General features: G+C 59.3%; 5 protein-coding genes, 5 tRNA genes and 2 rRNA genes. 5 read left to right on the forward strand and 7 right to left on the reverse strand.

Features of this window, described 5'->3' with window-relative positions:
* The 5 genes from BI343_RS00005 to rnr all read right to left on the reverse strand — a co-directional run.
* Positions 1–1,150: ribosomal RNA gene (locus tag BI343_RS00005) — 23S ribosomal RNA — on the reverse strand; the annotation flags it as partial.
* A gap of 250 nt (positions 1,151–1,400) precedes the next feature.
* Positions 1,401–1,476 (reverse strand) — tRNA-Ala (locus BI343_RS00010).
* 86 nt (positions 1,477–1,562) lie between these two features.
* A tRNA-Ile gene (locus BI343_RS00015) sits at positions 1,563–1,639 on the reverse strand.
* A 181-nt stretch (positions 1,640–1,820) separates the two neighbouring features.
* A 16S ribosomal RNA gene (locus tag BI343_RS00020) occupies positions 1,821–3,358 on the reverse strand.
* A gap of 447 nt (positions 3,359–3,805) precedes the next feature.
* Complete coding sequence (rnr, locus tag BI343_RS00025) at positions 3,806–6,583, reverse strand: ribonuclease R (protein ID WP_071108153.1); 2,778 nt, start codon at positions 6,581–6,583, stop codon at positions 3,806–3,808.
* Between the two features lie 72 nt (positions 6,584–6,655).
* On the opposite strand from rnr, the gene BI343_RS00030 reads away from it, so the two are divergent.
* The 3 genes from BI343_RS00030 to BI343_RS00040 all read left to right on the forward strand — a co-directional run bounded on the left by BI343_RS00030 (position 6,656) and on the right by BI343_RS00040 (position 7,025).
* Positions 6,656–6,742, forward strand: a tRNA-Leu gene (locus BI343_RS00030).
* Between the two features lie 51 nt (positions 6,743–6,793).
* A tRNA-Leu gene (locus BI343_RS00035) sits at positions 6,794–6,880 on the forward strand.
* Between the two features lie 58 nt (positions 6,881–6,938).
* Positions 6,939–7,025 (forward strand) — tRNA-Leu (locus BI343_RS00040).
* 92 nt (positions 7,026–7,117) lie between these two features.
* On the opposite strand, the gene BI343_RS00045 is transcribed toward BI343_RS00040, so the two are convergent.
* A complete protein-coding gene (locus tag BI343_RS00045) occupies positions 7,118–8,527 on the reverse strand; it encodes a DHA2 family efflux MFS transporter permease subunit (protein WP_071108154.1) in 1,410 nt (469 codons plus the stop codon).
* A gap of 69 nt (positions 8,528–8,596) precedes the next feature.
* Positions 8,597–9,544, reverse strand: a complete 948-nt coding sequence (locus tag BI343_RS00050) for a LysR family transcriptional regulator (protein ID WP_244886543.1) — start codon at positions 9,542–9,544, stop codon at positions 8,597–8,599.
* A gap of 129 nt (positions 9,545–9,673) precedes the next feature.
* Here BI343_RS00050 and BI343_RS00055 point away from each other — a divergent pair, with 129 nt between their 5' ends.
* The gene (locus tag BI343_RS00055) at positions 9,674–11,326 is read left to right on the forward strand and encodes a GMC family oxidoreductase (protein WP_071108156.1); all 1,653 of its coding nucleotides are present in this window, start codon (positions 9,674–9,676) and stop codon (positions 11,324–11,326) included.
* Positions 11,323–12,936, forward strand: a complete 1,614-nt coding sequence (locus BI343_RS00060; RefSeq protein ID WP_071108157.1) for an MFS transporter — start codon at positions 11,323–11,325, stop codon at positions 12,934–12,936. Before BI343_RS00055 ends, BI343_RS00060 begins: the two co-directional genes overlap by 4 nt.
* Positions 12,937–12,938: the final 2 nt, after the last annotated feature.

Raw genomic sequence — 12,938 nt, forward strand, 5'->3', positions numbered from 1 at the left:
CGGTTATCAGTTTGAGCCCGTTACATCTTCCGCGCAGGACGACTCGACCAGTGAGCTATTACGCTTTCTTTAAATGATGGCTGCTTCTAAGCCAACATCCTGGCTGTCTAGGCCTTCCCACTTCGTTTACCACTTAACTGATCATTTGGGACCTTAGCTGGCGGTCTGGGTTGTTTCCCTCTTGACGATGGACGTTAGCACCCACCGTCTGTCTCCCATGCTCGCACTTTCCGGTATTCAGAGTTTGCCATGGTTTGGTAAATCGCAATGACCCCTAGCCATAACAGTGCTTTACCCCCGGAAGTGATACATGAGGCACTACCTAAATAGTTTTCGGGGAGAACCAGCTATCTCCGAGTTTGTTTAGCCTTTCACCCCTATCCACAGCTCATCCCCTAGTTTTGCAACACTAGTGGGTTCGGACCTCCAGTGCGTGTTACCGCACCTTCATCCTGGCCATGGATAGATCACTCGGTTTCGGGTCTACGCCCAGCAACTAAAGCGCCCTATTCGGACTCGGTTTCCCTACGCCTCCCCTATTCGGTTAAGCTCGCTACTGAACGTAAGTCGCTGACCCATTATACAAAAGGTACGCAGTCACGGAACACGTCCGCTCCCACTGTTTGTATGCATCCGGTTTCAGGTTCTATTTCACTCCCCTCCCGGGGTTCTTTTCGCCTTTCCCTCACGGTACTGGTTCACTATCGGTCGATCACGAGTATTTAGCCTTGGAGGATGGTCCCCCCATCTTCAGACAGGATTTCGCGTGTCCCGCCCTACTTCTCGTATGCTTAGTACCAAGAATGCGTTTTCGTGTACGGGGCTATCACCCACTATGGCGGTCCTTTCCATAACCTTCCACTAACGCAATCTCTATCACATACAGGCTGTTCCGCGTTCGCTCGCCACTACTTACGGAATCTCGGTTGATTTCTTTTCCTTCAGCTACTTAGATGTTTCAGTTCGCTGAGTTCGCCTCCTCAGACCTATGTATTCAGTCTGGGATGACCCCTAAGGGCCGGGTTTCCCCATTCGGATATCGCGGGATCAAAGCTCTATTGCCAGCTCCCCCGCGCTTTTCGCAGGCTTACACGTCCTTCATCGCCTGTGATCGCCAAGGCATCCACCAGATGCACTTAGTCGCTTGACCCTATCATTTCAGTAACCTAGATCACTAAAACAACAAGTGTGTTTGTGCGACGACTGCACCGCCCCTTTTGAGTTGGCGACGCAGCCTTAGATACAATCAAATACCCAAGATGACGATTTGTCCGCGTAAAGAGTTAACTCTACGCTTTCATTTCGCCGTCTTATATATTCGGCTTCTTCAGTTTGTTAAAGATCGGGCGTTTTACAACGCAAACAGAATCAAACTTCTCAATTCGATTTTGTTTGCGGTGTGGTGGAGGATGACGGGATCGAACCGACGACCCCCTGCTTGCAAAGCAGGTGCTCTCCCAACTGAGCTAATCCCCCTCTTTTTGGGTGATGCTGCGTTGCTCAGTCGCTCATGTGCATAAGCACATGTCGCTCCCTCGCGCCTTGCCTGACCCAAAAAATACTGGTGGGTCTGGTAGGACTCGAACCTACGACCCCTGCGTTATCAACACAGTGCTCTAACCAGCTGAGCTACAAACCCAGTAGTCGCTTCATACCACATCCTTTTCGATCAAAATCAAGCAGATCCAGGCGAAAGCTGACGACGTGTACATCCAGTACACGAGGAGGCTTTCAACGCAGAGCTGCGCAGATTTTCATCGAAAATGCCCTTAACTTGAATAACCGATAGGCTGTAAGTACTTGACGATCGCCTTCTCTAGAAAGGAGGTGATCCAGCCGCAGGTTCCCCTACGGCTACCTTGTTACGACTTCACCCCAGTCATGAATCCCACCGTGGTAAGCGGCCTCCTTGCGGTTAGCCTACCCACTTCTGGTGAAACTCACTCCCATGGTGTGACGGGCGGTGTGTACAAGACCCGGGAACGTATTCACCGCAGCATGCTGATCTGCGATTACTAGCGATTCCGACTTCACGCACTCGAGTTGCAGAGTGCGATCCGGACTACGATCGGTTTTATGAGATTGGCTCCACCTCGCGGCTTCGCGACCCTCTGTACCGACCATTGTATGACGTGTGAAGCCCTGCTCATAAGGGCCATGAGGACTTGACGTCATCCCCACCTTCCTCCGGTTTGTCACCGGCAGTCTCATTAGAGTGCCCAACTTAATGATGGCAACTAATGACAAGGGTTGCGCTCGTTGCGGGACTTAACCCAACATCTCACGACACGAGCTGACGACAGCCATGCAGCACCTGTGTTACGGCTCCCTTTCGGGCACCAAGATATCTCTACCAAGTTCCGTACATGTCAAGAGCAGGTAAGGTTTTTCGCGTTGCATCGAATTAATCCACATCATCCACCGCTTGTGCGGGTCCCCGTCAATTCCTTTGAGTTTTAACCTTGCGGCCGTACTCCCCAGGCGGTCAACTTCACGCGTTAGCTACGCTACCAAGGATTCAAACCCCCAACAGCTAGTTGACATCGTTTAGGGCGTGGACTACCAGGGTATCTAATCCTGTTTGCTCCCCACGCTTTCGTGCATGAGCGTCAGTGTCATCCCAGGGGGCTGCCTTCGCCATCGGTATTCCTCCGCATCTCTACGCATTTCACTGCTACACGCGGAATTCTACCCCCCTCTGACGCACTCTAGTCGTGCAGTCTCCAATGCCGTTCCCAGGTTGAGCCCGGGGCTTTCACATCAGACTTGCACAACCGCCTGCGCACGCTTTACGCCCAGTAATTCCGATTAACGCTTGCACCCTACGTATTACCGCGGCTGCTGGCACGTAGTTAGCCGGTGCTTATTCTTCCGGTACTGTCATCCCCGCCAGGTATTAACCAGCGGGATTTCCTCCCGAACAAAAGTCCTTTACAACCCGAAGGCCTTCTTCAGACACGCGGCATGGCTGGATCAGGCTTGCGCCCATTGTCCAAAATTCCCCACTGCTGCCTCCCGTAGGAGTCTGGGCCGTGTCTCAGTCCCAGTGTGGCGGATCATCCTCTCAGACCCGCTACTGATCGTCGCCTTGGTGAGCTCTTACCTCACCAACTAGCTAATCAGACATCGGCTGCTCGTATAACGCGAGGCCTTTCGGTCCCCCGCTTTCCCCCTCAGGGCGTATGCGGTATTAATCCGGCTTTCGCCGAGCTATCCCCCATTACACGGTACATTCCGATGCATTACTCACCCGTTCGCCACTCGCCACCAGGAGCAAGCTCCCGTGCTGCCGTTCGACTTGCATGTGTAAAGCATGCCGCCAGCGTTCAATCTGAGCCAGGATCAAACTCTTCAGTTCAATCTCATAGCAACTTCTGGCACGCAAGTTCAAAGAAATAACTGGTATTTCCTATCTCTTGCAGTGCAAGTTTTTGGCTTTCGCCAAGCACTTACACCTATCGGTTATTCGTTCTGTTAAAGAGCTGTGCTGGTCGCTGCAACCGTCGCCGGAACCTGTTTCGTTCGGCTTGTTTCGTTCGCTGCGTCAGCTGAGGAGGCGAACTATACGCCCGGACCCGAACCTCGTCAACACCTTTTGCGGGAAAAAGTGAGATTTCTTCATCACAATCCTGCAAGCTGCTGATTTGAAAGAAAACGGCAATGAAAGAATTTTGCATCCCTGCGCGATGACACCCCGTGCCACGACTCCAAGCCCCGATCGAAAAGGGCGTAAACAAAGAAAAACCGGTTCGAATTCTGGATTCGAACCGGTTTAATTGATTCCTTTAATATAGATAGCTGGCGATCACTCCTCGCCGGTGCGCCGCTTGCTGGCCCCGCGCTTGCGCGCTACCGGCTGCGCTGACGTCTCGGCTTGAGGCGGCTGACTGCGGCGTCCTTGCGGGCGACGCGACGCGGACTTGGCCTGGCCAGGCGGCTCATTCGGCGGCGCCGAGGGGGTCGGCGTCGCGCTTGTCGGCGGCGTGGCCGCAACCGGCTTGGCGGGCTGGCTCCGCCCTTGCGACGGCGTACGCGCGCTTGGCTGCTTCGGCCATGCTTGCGGCTTGCCAGCTGGAGACTTCGCTCCCGCCTGCCTATTGGACGCCTGCCTAGACGATTTGACTGGCGCAGCCGAAGCCACGGGTTCGGTTGCAGGCTTCACTTGCGAAGCAGCCGGTTTGGCTGCCGCGCCGGACTCAGGCTTGCCTGCGCCGCGCCGACCAGAGGCAGGCTGAGGCGGCGCAGCTTGCTCGCGCGCAACCGCTGGCGCAGATGGTTGCTTGGCCGCCCGCCTGCGACCCTGCGGCGGCGCCGGCAAACCAGCAGGCTTGCTCACCGGCTCAACAGGTTCAACGATTTCCGGACTGGCCGATCCGCCCTCTTCCGATGCGCCGCCTGCCGGCGACTGCTCGTCCCGGACCAAGGCAAACTCCACCTGGGCGTTTTCCAGATTGGCGCTCATGACCTTGACAGTCAGCGTATCACCCAGACGGTACTGAATCCCGCTTTTCTCGCCAATGATGGCCTGCAACTCCTTCTTGAAGTGGAAATAGTCCTTGCCTAGTTCGGAGATATGCACCAAGCCTTCCACATAGACGTTGTCCAGCAACACGAATACGCCGAAACTGGTGACCGCGCTGATCTTGCCTTGGAACACTTCGCCGATCTTGTCGCGCATGTAGTAGGTTTTCAGCCAAGACTCCACGTCGCGGCTGGCATCGTCGGCGCGGCGCTCGGTCATCGAGCAATGCACGCCCAAAGCCGCCCACTTGCCGGGCTTGTACTTTTCCCCCTTCAATACCGCCTTGATCGCGCGATGGACCAGCAGGTCTGGATAGCGCCGGATCGGCGAGGTGAAATGGGTGTAAGCCTCATAGGCCAAGCCGAAGTGGCCGGCATTGTCCGGGGTGTATACCGCCTGCTGCATGGAGCGCAGCAGCATGGTTTGCAGCACCGGCGCGTCCGGGCGGCCGTGGATCTGCTCCGCCAGCTTGCCGTAATCCTTGGCGCTGGGCTTATCGCCGCCGCCCAGCGTCAGGCCGACCAGACGCAGGTAGTTGCGCAGATTTTCCAGTTTTTCTTCGGTTGGGCCTTCGTGCACGCGGTACAGCGCTTTGTGGCCGTTTTTCTGCAGAAAATCCGCGGAGCAGACATTGGCCGCCAGCATGCATTCTTCGATCAAGCGATGCGCGTCGTTGCGCACGATGGGGACAATGCGCTCGATCTTGCCTTTGTCGTTGAAAATCATCTGCGTTTCCACCGAGTCGAACTCGATGGCGCCGCGCTTGCCGCGCGCAGTCAGCAGTATTTTGAACAAGGCATACAAGTCCTTCACATGCGGCAGCATCGGATGATCGGCGCCGTTCTGCAGCCAGTCCCACACTTGGTTGTAGGTGAGGCGGGCCTTGGACTGCATCACCGCAGGGTAGAACTTGTATTTCTTGACCTCGCCCTTGGCGTTGATCTGCATGTCGCAAACCATGCACATGCGCTCGACGTCGGGATTCAACGAGCAGATGCCGTTGGACAGGGCCTCCGGCAGCATCGGGATCACCCGGCGCGGAAAATAAACCGAGGTGCCTCGGGTCAGCGCTTCGCGATCCAGCGCGTCGCCAGGCTGGACATAGAAGCTGACGTCGGCGATGGCCACCACCAGGCGGAAGCCCTTGCCTTGTTTTTCCGCATACACCGCATCGTCGAAGTCGCGCGCCGTTTCGCCGTCTATCGTCACCAGCGGCAGATCGCGCAGATCGACTCTATCCTTGGTCCAGTCTTTTTTGCGCACTTTCTTAGGCGTGGCCTGGGCTTGCTCCAACGCGTCGTCCGGGAAGCGATGCGGCAAATCGTGCTTGCGCAAGGCGATCTCGATTTCCATGCCCGGATCGGCGTAGTTGCCCAGCACCTCAGCCACCCTGCCGACAGGCTGGTGATAGGCATCCGGCTGCTGCAGGATATCCACCATCACCACCTGGCCATCCTGCGCGCCGCCCTCGCCGCCCGGCTCGATCAGCACGTCGTGGTTGATGCGCCTGTCTTCCGGCCTCACTACCCACACGCCGCGCTCATGCTGGATGCGACCGACCAACTTGGTCACCGCATGCTCCAGCACCTCGACGATCTTGCCCTCTTGCCTGCCGCGGCGATCGAGGCCCGACGGCCGCACCATCACGCGGTCGCCGTGCATGACCTTTTTCATTTCCCGCTCAGGCAGGAAGATATCATTGCCCCTGCCCTCGCCCTCGTCGGGAATGGCGAAGCCGAAGCCATCGCGGTGACCGGATACTTTGCAGCGCATCAGATCAAGCTTCTGGGCGACGCACACCGCGCCCTTGCGATTGATGAGGATTTCTCCATCGCGCCCCATGGCGCGCAGGCGACGTTCAAAAAAAGCCTGCTCGTCGGCATGAATCGACAGCATCTGCGCCAACTCATCCGGAAACAGCGGCACCCCTTGCTCGGCGAGAATCTGCATGATGAACTCTCTGCTAGGCAAGGGATTGGAGTATTTGAGTTTTTCCCGTTCCAGGAAGGGGTCCTGGCCTCTCAGGGAAAGTTTTTTTTGTTTTTTTTGCGATTGAGCCATTGACACCCTCGAGGTTATGTTTATAATTCGCATCTCGTTGCAGCGATGCAACAAATGATACAGCAAAGCGACGCCCAGGTGGCGGAATTGGTAGACGCACTAGGTTCAGGTCCTAGCGCCCGCAAGGGTGTGGAAGTTCGAGTCTTCTCTTGGGCACCAATCTTACTATTGTAAGCCCGTCGAATAGCTGGCATCATAAAATTCAGGTTTGCCCAGGTGGCGGAATTGGTAGACGCACTAGGTTCAGGTCCTAGCGGTGGCAACACTGTGGAAGTTCGAGTCTTCTCCTGGGCACCAAAGTTTCCAAGCAGGTTTCTCTGAATAAGAAACTTGCGGCATGACAATTTAGAGATTTGCCCAGGTGGCGGAATTGGTAGACGCACTAGGTTCAGGTCCTAGCGCCCGCAAGGGTGTGGAAGTTCGAGTCTTCTCTTGGGCACCAAACAAAAAAGCCGTTGATCAATGATCAACGGCTTTTTTGCATTCTCGCCACCCTATGCTGCAAAGCGCCGCCCAACGGCGGCGCCCTGCGTCTTACTTGCCCCCGCCTTCATGACCTGCCGACACCTGCTGCCCGGCATTCGGCGCCAGCCGCACGAACAGCAAGCTGGACAGCGCGGTCAGCCCTCCCATGATCAGGAAGGCGTGGCCAAAGTCGTCGGCTTGCAGCTGCGGATGGCCCTGCAGCCAGGCCGCGCTCTGCAGCGCGAACGCGCCCACCGTCACGCCAAAACCGGCTGCCAGCTGCTGCGCCACGCTGGACAAGCTGGTGGCATGGCTGAGCCTGTCCTTGCCGACATCGGCAAACGTAATGGCGTTCAAACTGGTGAACTGCAGTGAGCGCAAACACCCGCCCAACACAAAGACCGCCAGCAAGACCCAATGCGGCGTATCGGCCTGGAACAATACGTACACGGCTACCGAACAACCGGCCAGGATGCTGTTGAGTATCAGGATGCGGCGGAAGCCGAACTGCTGCAACACCTTGGCGACGACAGTCTTCATCCCTATCGCCCCCATTGCCGTAGAACAGGTCAAGAGGCCGGATTCAAATGGCGAGAAACCGAAACCCAGCTGCAGCATCAAGGGCAGCAGGAAAGGAATGGTGCCGATGCCGACGCGGAACATGAAGCCGCCCACTACGCCGGCGTGGAACGTCGGCAGGCGCAGCAAGGAAAGATCCAACAGCGGATGCTCCTGCCGCCGGTAGTGCCACAGATAAGCCAGCAGCAGCGCCGCGCCGATGACGGTCAGCCAGATCGACGCCTGAGCCGACAGCATGTGCTTGCCCTCCGAAGCCAGGCCCAGCATCAGCATGGACAAGCCGGCGCCGGTGAAGACGAAACCGGCCAGGTCGAGCTTGGGCACATCGTCTTCTTTCAGATTGGCGATGAAACGCCCGGCCAGCGCCAGCCCCAGCAGGCCGATGGGAATATTGATCAGAAAGATCCAGCGCCAGTGAAAATAGGTGCTGATGAAACCGCCCAGCGGCGGACCGATCACCGGGCCCAGCAAAGCCGGCACCGTCAGATAGCTCAGCGCCCGCACCAGATCGGCCTTGTCTATCGTGCGCAGAATCACCAGCCGCCCCACCGGCACCATCATGGCCCCGCCTATGCCTTGCAGAAAGCGCGCCATCACGAAGCCATGCAGCGAACTGGTCGCCGCGCACAGCAGCGATCCCAACATGAACACCACGATGGCGGAGCGGAAAATGCGCCTGGCCCCGAAGCGGTCGGCCATCCAGCCGCTGATCGGAATGAACACCGCCAGACTCACCAGATAGGATGTCAGCGCCAGTTTCAACGATATCGGATCGACAGCGAGGTCGCGGGCGATGGCCGGCAAGGAAGTGGAAATGACGGTGGAGTCCATGTTCTCCATGAACAGCGCCGTGGCGACAATCAATGGCGTCACCATGCCGGGGGCGATTTTCAACTTCATGACTTTTGAATGGCAAAACAACCATAGCAGTGTACCACCCGCCTCCGGACTGCGTGACGCACTGCGCATTCAGTCGATGCATCGATTTTGCTCTTCATGCAGCAGCAGCCATTGCATGCGCTGGCACAACTCCACCACGTAATCCCACACCACACGGTAGCGCAGGGTGCGGCGGATATTGCTGCGCGCGCTGATCCAGTAAGAACGAATGATGCGCAGTTCCGGCAACAGCTGCGCCAGCCGCGGATCGTCATAAGTCATATAGTAAGGCAGCACCACGATGCCGCCATCAGCCAGGGCGGCTTCCTTCTGCGCCACCACGCTGGTGCTGCGCAACGGCATGCTGGGATGGCGACATAGGCCGTGATGAAACATCAATTCCCGCGAGAACAGCAGGTCGTCCACATAGGCCAGGATGGCATGGCCGTTCAAGTCCTCGCGCTCGGCGATGGGCGGATGGGCCGCCTGATAGGCCGGCGTGGCGTACAGACCGAGGCAGTAATCGGTCAACTTGCGGGTCACCACCAGATTGGCCTGCGGCCGCTCCAGCGTAATGGCGATGTCCACTTCGCGGCTGGTGATGCTGACGAAGCGCGGCACGGCCACCAGGTCTATCTCCAGGCCAGGATACTGCGCCATCAAGGCTGGCAAGTGCCTGGCCAGAAACTGGGCGCCCAGCCCTTCCGGCGCGCCCAGCCTCACCACGCCGTTGACCTCGACATGGCCGCGCTTGCCGCTGTCCAGCATCTGCGAGGCGGTGTTTTCCAGCGCCTCCGCCAGCGGCAGCAGTTGCCGGCCGGCGGCCGTCAGCGCATAGCCGTCGGCCTGCTGGATGAACAGCGGCTGTCCCATCGCCTGTTCCAGCGCATCGATGTGGCGCGCCACCGTGGCATGGGTGGTGCCCAGTTGCCGCGCTGCGCCCAGCAGCTTGCCGCAGCGTTGCAATGCCAGAAAATAGCGCACATCGTTCCAGTCGAACATGCCCACCCCCCTATCGGGACTTGTGCGTTTGCACACGGAGAGGAAAGCCTTACGGCTATCCGCTGTTCAAAAATTAACACACCTTGTTTCCATATGACTATTTCCACCCGCGCGCACTTCGGTTTAGATGGTTGACAAGACAAAGACATAAGCAGGTATCGCACCATGCTCAGCGGCGAGTTCGATTACATCATCGTCGGCGCCGGCAGCGCCGGCTGCCTGCTGGCCAATCGGCTGTCGGCGGATCCAGCCAAGCGCGTGCTGCTGCTGGAGGCCGGTGGCCGCGACAGCTACCCATGGATACACATCCCGGTCGGCTACCTCTATTGCATCGGCAATCCTCGCACCGACTGGTGCTACCGCACGGTGGCGGAAAGCGGCTTGAACGGCCGCGCGCTGGGCTATCCGCGCGGCAAGGTGCTGGGCGGGTCTTCGTCGATCAATGGCATGATCTACATGCGTGGCCAGGCCGCCGACTATGACCACTGGGCCTCCCTGGGCAACGCCGGCTGGAGCTGGCGCGACGTACTGCCGCATTTCATCGAGATGGAAGACCATTACGACCCGGCGCGGCCGCTGCACGGCCATGGCGGCGAATGGCGGGTGGAAAAACAACGCCTGTCCTGGGAGATTCTGGATGCCTTCCGCGCCGCTGCCGCTCAGCAAGGCATCGCGCCGGTAAAGGATTTCAATGGCGGCGACAACGCCGGCTGCGGCTACTTCGAGGTCAATCAAAAAGACGGCTTGCGCTGGAACTGCGCCAAGGCCTTTCTCCATCCCATCCGCCATCGACCCAACCTCACGGTGCAGACCGGAGCGGAAGCGGACAAACTGCTGCTAAGCGACGGCCGCGCCGCGGCAATCGCATTTATGCAACATGGCGAGCGCCTGCAAGCCCGTTGCCGCGGCGAAATCATCCTCGCCGCCGGCGCCATAGGCTCGCCGCTTTTGCTGCAGCGCAGCGGCATCGGCCCGGCGCCGCTGCTGGCGCGGCATGGCATCGCGCCGCAGCGGGTTCTGCCCGGCGTCGGCGCCAATCTGCAAGACCATCTGCAGCTGCGGCTGGTATTCAAAGTCCAAGGGGTGGCCACGCTGAACCAGCGCGCCGCCAGTTGGAGCGGCAAGCTGGCGATGGCCTGGGAATACTTATGGAAACGCAGCGGACCGTTGTCGATGGCGCCCAGCCAGCTTGGCGCCTTCGCCCGCAGCGGACCGGACGCGGCGCGGCCGGACCTGGAATATCATGTGCAGCCGCTGTCGCTGGACCGTTTCGGCGAGCCTTTGCACCGCTTCCCGGCCTTCACCGCCTCGGTCTGCCATCTGCGGCCGGCCAGCCGCGGCCATGTGGCGATCGGCGGCATCAGCCCGGCCGCTCCCCCCATCATTCAACCCAACTATCTGAGCCACCCGGAAGACCAGCGCATTGCCGCCGCCGCCATCCGGCTGACGCGCCGCATCGCCGCCGCGCCGGCGCTGGCGCGCTATTTGCCGGAGGAATACCGCCCCGGGCTGCAGTATCAAAGCGAGGAGGAACTCATCGCAGCGGCTGGCGACATCGGCACCACCATTTTCCATCCGGTGGGCACTTGCAAGATGGGAAGCGACGAGCTGGCGGTCGTCGACAACAGGCTGCGGGTGCATGGCATCGCCGGGCTGCGCGTAGCCGACGCCTCCATCATGCCCGCCATCACCTCAGGCAATACCAATAGCCCTACGCTCATGATCGCCGCCAAGGCGGCGCAGATGATCGCGCAGGACAACAACGCGCCGGCGCCAACCAGGACGCCGGCACCACCCGCAAAGGAGACCTGGACATGAGCAACAGCATCGCGCCGACGGCGTCCACTGTCGGCATCAGCCAAGCCGAGCGCAAGGTGATACTCGCCTCTTCGCTCGGCACCGTGTTCGAATGGTATGACTTTTTCCTGTACGGCGCGCTGGCCGCCATCATCGGCAAGCAGTTCTTCTCCGGCGTCAATGAAACCACCGCCTTCATCTTCGCGCTGATGACCTTTGCCGCCGGCTTCCTGGTGCGGCCGTTCGGCGCCCTGGTATTCGGCCGGCTGGGCGACATGGTGGGCCGCAAGTACACCTTTCTCGCCACCATCGTCATCATGGGCCTGTCCACCTTCCTGGTGGGCGTGCTGCCGGGCCATGCCACGCTGGGCATCGCCGCGCCTATCATCCTGGTCAGCCTGCGCATGCTGCAGGGCCTGGCCATAGGCGGCGAATACGGCGGCGCGGCCATCTACGTGGCCGAACATGCGCCGGACCACAAGCGCGGCGGCTACACCAGCTGGATTCAGGTCACCGCCGGCGCCGGCCTGCTGCTGTCGCTGCTGGTGATCCTGGCCTGCCGCAAGCTGACCGGGGACGCCTTCAATGAGTGGGGCTGGCGGCTGCCCTTCCTGCTGTCCATCATCCTGCTGGCCATTTCCACCTGGATTAGGCTGTCCATGCAGGAATCGCCAGTCTTCCTGAAGATGAAGGCGGAAGGCAAGCACTCCAAGGCGCCGATCAGCGAGGCATTCGGCAACTGGAAAAACCTGAAAATCGTGCTGATCTCGCTGTTCGGCTTCAACGGCGGCCAAGCCGTCACCTTCTACTGCGCGCAGTTCTACTCGCTGTTCTTCCTGACGCAGATTTTGAAGGTCGACCCGCAAACCGCCAACCTGATGCTGATCGCATCCCTGATCATCACCACGCCGCTGTTTCTGTACTTCGGCCACCTGTCCGACCGCATCGGCCGCAAACCGGTGCTGCTTGCCGGGCTGATTCTGGGCTTGGCTCTGACTTTCCCGGCCTTTCGCTGGCTGACCGACTACGCCAATCCGGACGTGGCGTCGGCCCAGTCCCGGGCGCCGGTGGTGGTGGTGGCAGATCCGGCCACTTGCCACTTCCAGTTTGACCCGATAGGCAAGGCCAAGCTAGACACCCCGTGCGACCAGGCCAAGGCCCTGCTGGCCAAGAACGGCGTGCCGTACAAACAGCAAGCCGCGCCGGCCGGCGTGACGGAAATTCACATCGGCGGCGTGGTGCAGTCGGGTTTCGACAAGAAGGCGCTGCAAGCTGGCTTAAAGGCGGCGGGCTATCCGGACAAGGCCGATCCCGAGAAGATCAACCATGCGATGGTGGTGCTGGTGCTGGTGCTGCTGTCGGTGATCTCGGCGCTGACTTACGGCCCGTTGGCGGCGATGATGGTGGAGCTGTTCCCCACCCGCATTCGCTACACGTCGATGTCGCTGCCCTACCACCTGGGCAATGGCTGGATAGGCGGGCTGATGCCTACCGTGGCGTTCTCGCTGGTGGTCTACACCGGCGATATCTTGTATGGGTTGTGGTATCCCATCGTGGTCTACGCCGTCAGCCTGATCGTGAGCCTGCTGTTCCTGAAGGAAACCTTCCGCAACGACATTCACCAGCGCTAAGC

The organism is Chromobacterium amazonense (assembly GCF_001855565.1).
GTDB lineage: Bacteria > Pseudomonadota > Gammaproteobacteria > Burkholderiales > Chromobacteriaceae > Chromobacterium > Chromobacterium amazonense.